This window comes from Nitrosopumilus sp. Nsub (assembly GCF_001541925.1).
GTDB lineage: Archaea > Thermoproteota > Nitrososphaeria > Nitrososphaerales > Nitrosopumilaceae > Nitrosopumilus.
On sequence record NZ_LQMW01000015.1, the window covers coordinates 1 to 5,493 of the forward strand.

Here is a 5,493-nt window from a genome sequence, read left to right on the forward strand (position 1 = left end):
TGCTACATCACTTGCATTCTCATTTGGAGCTGCATCAACCATACTCAATCCAGAAATGGAGAGCACCATGATTGCAGCTAGAGATACAAACAATATTGTTTTGATGTTTTTTGTCGTCATTAAAATTTACGTAAATTATGATGTTAATAAAAAATAGTTCAATCCAAATTGAACAAATCCTCAAATAATTTTATTAACTTGTGAGAAATTAAAAAAAACTAGTGAAAGAAAATACAGAACAAGGTGACGTTTCTAAAAAAATCAAAGTGTTTTCTTCAGATGATGATAAATTAAAGATTCTTGGTGAATTGTTAAGCAACAAGTCAAGCAGAGACATCATAAAATTGCTCATAGACAAAGAGATGTATACAAACGAAATTGCAAAGAAATTAGAACTCAGAGTAAGTCTTGTCATTCATCACTTACAAAAGATGGAATCTATTGGACTAGTTGAAATAACAAATAAAAAAATAACTGAAAAAGGTGAAGAACACAGATTTTTTAGAATTCCGAATGGTATGTTGATTGCTCCTAATGAATCTTATGAGATTAAAGAAAATGGGTTTTTGAAGAAAATTTTCAGAGATGGAATAAAATTTGCAGTGATTGGAATATCTGCTTTTATCGCATCATGGATTTTCCCATCTGATGCACATCTTCAAGGCAGTACTGCAGTTGAACCCATTATTCCAACAGCAAGTATACCATATCTGATAATAATAATTGGATTACTTGTCATGTGGATAGAAAAAAAGAAAAGGATGGTTTAGTTTAAACCAAGTTTTGATTTGAGGAATGTCCAATCATGAACATAATTGACAGTTATATTATTACCGTCAATGTTTTCAGTTCCTGCACCGATATTCATTCCACCATATTTTTCATCTGAATCTCTGACAATAGGAGCTCCACTATCTCCTGTGTTGAAGCTTATGTTTTTGACGTAGTACAAATCAGTGTACAGATACCCATCGATCCATTTCCATTGATTAACTTCAACAATTGTGCCAAAGTCTTTTTTAGAGTACTGTCCAATCAGATATACAGCGTCGTTGTCAGACAAATCTCCATAGGTGACTGAAATATCACTACCAGCATCATTTACTTTACCTGTGCTAGATGCCCTTGTGTCAATTTCCACATAATCACAATCACAGTACCATCCACCATCAGTATGATGAGGGCCTACCTCATGGGAGGCTGTGTTTTTACTGTATTGGCAATAGTCGTCATGATTTGTGTTGCAGTGATGAGGAATTATCACACCATTGATTTGAGAACCGCCAGAACCTTTTGTTGCCACAATATTGATAGTACAATAATATCATTCACGTTGTCTGGTTCTCCTTTAGAAGCACCGATTATTGTGGTACATTTTCCAGTTTGATTAGGACAAGAACCTTGAAATTCTGCGTCATCTTGTCCATAGGTTATATTTAACTGGATGTTCTCACCAACAATCCTTTGAAGTTCTTGATCAATGTTAGATATCTTGGATTCATCCAACATAATGTTTATTTCACCAGTGTATGAGTTGATGCCCATTGATAAGAATGGATAATCAGTTGAAGCCAATTTCCACATGTTTAATGTGAGTTCATTTCTTCTCTCTTCACTAATATCTGCTAACTGTCTTTTTGGAGAAAGTTCGTAGTATTTCTTTTCAAGAGATTCAATTTTTGCTTCATTATCTGCAATCAGTTGTTGAACTTCTGTGTTTGGTTCTAATTTTGAATATGCTTCATTTGCACGTTCAATTTCGTGTATCTCATTTCCCAATTTGTCTTGTAATTCAGCATTGGTTGTTTCAGAATTTGCAAATGCCGTTTCAATCCCAGTTAGGAATAGAACTATGGAAAGCATGGCAATTCCTGATAGAACATATTTTGTCGTCATTGAAATTTACATAAATTATGAGATTAATAAAAAATAGTTCAATCCAAATTGAGCTAATCTTTATATTCACATGTCTCGCATGAACTGCAAAAAATATAGAAATGATATGATGACTGTGTTTAGATCATACTGATTTTAATTTGGACTCACCTAGGTACCTAATTCGGTGTTGGTTTTAAGTTCCAGCATAATCTTTCACAAAATTACAATTAGTAATTTTTGCTTGAGCAAACAATCTATTTTGTTTATTTTGATATGGTTCACCACTGGAATTTCTTTCTATGAGTTCAGAACACGACATTTTGTTTATTTTCTGATATTCATCAGAACCAGTTAACATATTGGTATTTTTTATCCACGCACAAGTATTCATGTTAATAGTATGTGTTCCATTATCATATGTTCTATAAGCTGAGAATGCATTAGGCTTTATTCCAGTAAAACAACTAAATTCAATTGTAAGAAGTCGGTCTGATTGTGTAAAGATATAGGCATTTAAACCTACAAATGATATTGATACTGATACTACAACTAGAATTGAAATTATAATTTTTTTATTCATAATTTTTCAATTGTAATTCTGTTTAATATTCTTAGTAAAAAAATAAAAAAAGGAATTTGAGTTTGTAGAACACCCTGATGATTTGAAACTGCCTTTGACTTGGAAGAAACCAAGAAAAGTTTTCGTAAACAGCATGTCTGACTTGTTTCACGAAAAAGCATCTTTTGAATTCATTGGAAAATGCTTTGACATTATGATTAAAACTGATAAACATACTTACCAAATTCTTACAAAACGTTCTCATAACATGATGGAATTTTCAGATGTGTTTTATGATTACTTTGGTTACAAGATTCCATCTCATATATGGATGGGAGTAAGTGTAGAAAATGAAGATAATGTTTGGAGAATTGATGAGTTAAGAAAAGTAAAATCAGAAACTAAGTTCATTAGTTTTGAACCACTGGTTGGTTCTGTTGGGAAAATAAATCTAAAAGGAATTGATTGGGTAATCATTGGTGGTGAAAGTGGATTCAATTATCGTAAGGTAGAAAAAGAATGGATTCTAGAAATCATTAAACAATGTAAGAAACAAAAGGTTGCAGTATTTTTCAAACAATGGGGCGGCATCAGACCAAAGTCAAAAGGTAGAGAAATAAACGGTAGAATTTATGATGAGTATCCAAAAATCAAATTCAGTAATCCATTAAAGAAGATTGAATTCAACGAAATTGCATTTGCAGAACATTGTATTTCACATGAAGTACTAAAACGCAAACAAGTCAACGTTATACAATAAAATCGGTTCTGTCAAGTCTACGTCGGTTTTTCTCCTTGTCAAAAAACGTCGGATATGCCTCTTCTAGTTTCAAGGGATACCATAATTTCCCATCAAAAACTTGTAAAATATTATCTGTGATTTTGTAAACCTTGAGTGATCTGCATTCGTGTAGATCCTGCTCTTCTGCCATTCCACGTCTGCCACAAATACGACAGCGAAATATGTTGAAATTCAATCTATTATCTCATCTCTGTTGGATTTGTAGATTTTTTGTATTTTCGGTATACAAAATATGCAATAATGAAGAATGGGAAAAACCATACAGTACTAATTAAAGCTCCAATTATGGCAATTGGCAATTCATTTTGATTTGTTAATTGAAATTGATAACTATTATGAATACTAGTTACTGTGAAATACAAACCAAATACAATCAAGACTACAATTATGATTTTAATATATTTTTGATTCATGGCAAAAAAGAATATCGGGGTTTCATTTCATGTTATTTTATTTTCTTGTAGAATTTGTAGGCTATGAATATTCCAGGAACAACCATTATCAATATCAACCAAATACCAAACCCATGCTGTATTCCCTGTTTTTCAAATGTGTAAGAATCACCAATAACATGTGAATCAAGACCTTCGATATCTAAAAGACAGTTGGTAGGAATAAATGGATTAGGGTCTGACATGAACTTGCCACCGATCATGACACAATGTTGTTGCTCTATGCCAATACAATTATTGTTTATTGCATCATATTGACCATTGATCATACTGCACAATTCAGATTCATTTCCTTTTAGAGGTACATAATCTTCTGTACAATTATTGATGTCAATTCCAGTTTCTAAAGCTTTTTCCATGCAATCTTTGGCCATTATGTGCCCCATCAAAGAATTAGTGATGTGATTTTGTTGATTATTTTGATAAGATATCAAATAGGATGCGATTACTAAAGACACTAAAACTCCTATGATTGCCAAATATTTTTTATTCAATCTAAAAAAAAAGAAAAAAGGATTATGTAACCATTACGGTCCATCCATATGTTGCATCAAACATTTTACCACCATTATACCATGCTTGGTTGGTGACTAAAACAACGTCTAACATTTGGATGGTGTTACATTGTTGATTGTAGAAGTTTCCAGATACTGGCCACATGTAATGCCAACAAGTTGCATCAATGGTTTGTAATTTATTTTCCAAATACTGACCATTAAATGTATCACAGTCACCAATCACACCTTCACCAATTTTACTTGGATGGCTAGCCCAATTATTAGTAATGATGTGGGTTGGGTATGAATCACCATTACCTGTGTGATAACCAAATGTAGTATTTTGGTTATTACAGTCAGGACTTCTAGTTTGTGTGGTTGAAAAACTAATTGGATTTGAAACAACTTGTCTAATGCCAAATTCAACAGGAGTACTCATTTCGATTTCTTCTGATTGAACTGTATTTTGATACTTGACAATTAGCTTTTGCGCTTTGGCATCTAATTTTGCTAATTTTTTAGCATCGGTTTCATTTTCCATTTTCTCTTTGATATCAGTCAATTTTGAGAAAATATCAATTCTTTCTAATTTTCTATCAGCTTTTTCATGTTGCTTTTGATCTTTGGCTTCGGTTTTTTCTTTGTCTGCTTTGATTTTTTTGTCAGCAAGGATCTTTCTTACTTTATCAGCATCAAAAGATTGATCTTTCTTTGCTTCTGCAAAATCCATTGTACTAAATGGAGCTAGCAATGCAGCAATCAAAGAAGCAAACAATATCGTTTTGGTTGTTTTTGTAGTCATTAGTTGATTCATATGGTATGAGATTAATAAAAAATCACTCAATCCAAATTGAACTAATCTTTATATTCACATATTCACATGTCTCGCATGAACTGCAAAAAATGTAGAAATGATATGATGACTGTGTTTAGATTATACTGATTTTAATTTGGACTCACCTAGGTACCTAATTTAATTTTGCAAACCAGACTGTTTACCCTTTACGTAATGTAGGTGATACTCTACATTAGTAAAACGATAAAATACACAAAACGATGATAGTCAAAATTACCCGCAAACCCAAGACCAGTCTCTACCTTGAGTTACATCGTATGCGATAAAACTGTACAGTGCTGCATGCATTGCATCATCAGGTTCTGCAACACTGTGAAAATATCGAGTATACATTTGACCAGTTGATTTTAGTTTGACTTGTTCTCCTTGAACGGCTGTAAATTGCGGGATTATCCATTTGTACTTTGTAGGAATTACAATCTTTTGTTTTTTAATCAAATCAATTATTC

General features: G+C 32.4%; 8 protein-coding genes and 1 pseudogene. 2 read left to right on the forward strand and 7 right to left on the reverse strand.

Features of this window, described 5'->3' with window-relative positions; translation table 11 throughout:
* Positions 1-221 precede the first annotated feature (221 nt).
* Positions 222-770, forward strand: coding sequence for a winged helix-turn-helix domain-containing protein (locus tag AW732_RS02895; RefSeq protein WP_067958259.1), 549 nt, complete (start codon positions 222-224; stop codon positions 768-770).
* Here the strand turns inward: AW732_RS02895 and AW732_RS02900 are convergent.
* The 3 genes from AW732_RS02900 to AW732_RS02910 form a co-directional block, all read right to left on the reverse strand.
* Positions 767-1,303, reverse strand: a complete 537-nt coding sequence (locus AW732_RS02900) for a hypothetical protein (RefSeq protein ID WP_067958263.1) — start codon at positions 1,301-1,303, stop codon at positions 767-769. The genes AW732_RS02895 and AW732_RS02900 overlap by 4 nt on opposite strands.
* Positions 1,261-1,896 carry a hypothetical protein gene (locus AW732_RS02905; RefSeq protein WP_067958267.1) on the reverse strand — a complete coding sequence of 212 codons (636 nt, stop codon included), beginning with the start codon at positions 1,894-1,896 and terminating at the stop codon, positions 1,261-1,263. The genes AW732_RS02900 and AW732_RS02905 overlap by 43 nt, the downstream gene beginning before the upstream one ends.
* Before the next feature lie 175 nt (positions 1,897-2,071).
* Entirely contained in the window at positions 2,072-2,458 is a 387-nt protein-coding gene (locus AW732_RS02910; protein ID WP_067958269.1) for a hypothetical protein, read from the reverse strand.
* Between the two features lie 79 nt (positions 2,459-2,537).
* Here AW732_RS02910 and AW732_RS02915 point away from each other — a divergent pair.
* Positions 2,538-3,197 (forward strand): annotated as a pseudogene (locus tag AW732_RS02915) (DUF5131 family protein); the annotation flags it as partial.
* 221 nt (positions 3,198-3,418) lie between these two features.
* On the opposite strand, the gene AW732_RS02925 reads toward AW732_RS02915, so the two are convergent.
* The 4 genes from AW732_RS02925 to AW732_RS08685 all read right to left on the reverse strand — a co-directional run.
* The gene (locus tag AW732_RS02925) at positions 3,419-3,652 is read right to left on the reverse strand and encodes a hypothetical protein (RefSeq protein ID WP_067958278.1); all 234 of its coding nucleotides are present in this window, start codon (positions 3,650-3,652) and stop codon (positions 3,419-3,421) included.
* A 32-nt stretch (positions 3,653-3,684) separates the two neighbouring features.
* Positions 3,685-4,065, reverse strand: a complete 381-nt coding sequence (locus AW732_RS02930) for a hypothetical protein (RefSeq protein WP_067958281.1) — start codon at positions 4,063-4,065, stop codon at positions 3,685-3,687.
* A gap of 142 nt (positions 4,066-4,207) precedes the next feature.
* Positions 4,208-4,990, reverse strand: a complete 783-nt coding sequence (locus tag AW732_RS02935) for a hypothetical protein (protein WP_067958283.1) — start codon at positions 4,988-4,990, stop codon at positions 4,208-4,210.
* Positions 4,991-5,257: 267 nt separating this feature from the next.
* Positions 5,258-5,493: hypothetical protein (locus tag AW732_RS08685; RefSeq protein WP_172790382.1), on the reverse strand; the 236-nt coding region annotated here is incomplete at its 5' end.

What these genes read in the sequence shown, in the direction of transcription:
- AW732_RS02905 (WP_067958267.1), bottom strand. Translation starts at nt 1,896, where the DNA reads ATGACGACAAAATATGTTCTATCAGGAATTGCCATGCTTTCCATAGTT.
- AW732_RS02910 (WP_067958269.1), bottom strand. Translation starts at nt 2,458, where the DNA reads ATGAATAAAAAAATTATAATTTCAATTCTAGTTGTAGTATCAGTATCA.
- AW732_RS02925 (WP_067958278.1), bottom strand. Translation starts at nt 3,652, where the DNA reads ATGAATCAAAAATATATTAAAATCATAATTGTAGTCTTGATTGTATTT.
- AW732_RS02930 (WP_067958281.1), bottom strand. Translation starts at nt 4,065, where the DNA reads ATGGCCAAAGATTGCATGGAAAAAGCTTTAGAAACTGGAATTGACATC.
- AW732_RS02935 (WP_067958283.1), bottom strand. Translation starts at nt 4,990, where the DNA reads ATGACTACAAAAACAACCAAAACGATATTGTTTGCTTCTTTGATTGCT.